General features: G+C 60.3%; 1 pseudogene. It reads left to right on the top strand.

The features are described from left to right. Positions 1–46: 46 nt before the first annotated feature. A pseudogene (locus BST40_RS33480) lies at positions 47–1,155 on the top strand (PPE family protein); the annotation flags it as partial.

Raw genomic sequence — 1,155 nt, 5'->3', positions numbered from 1 at the left:
CTAAATCTTCTCCATCATCAACCTCTTCATCACCTTCTAAATCCACATCAACATAGTCTGCCTGAACTACGGCGTCAACAACATCGGCTTCGGGAACTCCGGTAACAACAACATCGGGTTCTTCAACTCCGGCGACAACAACGTAGGCTTCTTCAACTCGGGCAGCGGTAATTTCGGCTTCGCAAACTCCGGCAACATCAACACGGGCTTCTGGAACTCGGGCAACTGGAACACCGGCGCCGGGAACGGGGGCAACCTCGATTTCGGCTTCGGCAACGCGGGTTTCAAGAACATGGGCGTCGGCAACGCGGGCTCGGACAACATGGGCTTCTTCAACTCGGGTGATTTCAACACCGGCGATTTCAACTCCGGCGGCGGCGCATTCCCCGCACCGGGCGGAAACACCGGCTCCTTCAACTCGAGCCCGAACAACACTGGCTTCTTCAACTCGGGCGCCACCAACACGGGCCTGTTCAACGCTGGCAGCGTGAACACGGGCCTGGGCAGCTCAATCGACCAGCCGGGTTCGGTCTCGGGCTTCGGGAACACGGGCACCGATGTCTCGGGGTTCAATAACACCGGCCCCGCCACCTCCGGCTTGCAGAACACGAACACGGGCCTCGGCTTGAACTCGGGGATCGGCAACTCGGGCGACGGCGATGCGGGCTGGTTCAACTCGGGCACGCTCAACTCGGGCTTGTTCAACAAGGGCACCAACGACTTTGGCCTGGCCCACTCCGGTGAGCTGGTCTCGGGAATCGCCAACGCGGGCATGTTCAGCTCGGGGTTCTTCAACACCGGCGACAACCAGTCGGGCTTCTTGCACGGGATCTTGCCGACGGTTGCCATTCCCGCTTTGCCCCACCTGTCCGTGCCGGCGACCAGCATTCCGGGCATCAACACCGGCTTCGGGAACACCGGCGCCTGGAACCTTGGCATCGGCAACATCGGCGACTTCAACCCGGGCAGCGGAAACACCGGCGACTTCAATTTCGGCAGTGGGAATACCGGTGACTTCAACTTCGGTAGCGCAAACTTCGGCAACGCCAACCTGGGCAGCGGAAACCGCGGCTTCTTCAACCTGGGTAACGGCAACCTGGGCAAAACCAACTTCGGCATCGGCAACTTCGGAGATCTCAACCTGGGCAGCGGAAA

Source organism: Mycobacterium persicum, from assembly GCF_002086675.1.
GTDB lineage: Bacteria > Actinomycetota > Actinomycetes > Mycobacteriales > Mycobacteriaceae > Mycobacterium > Mycobacterium persicum.
This window is presented reverse-complemented; position numbering and strand designations above follow the sequence as displayed.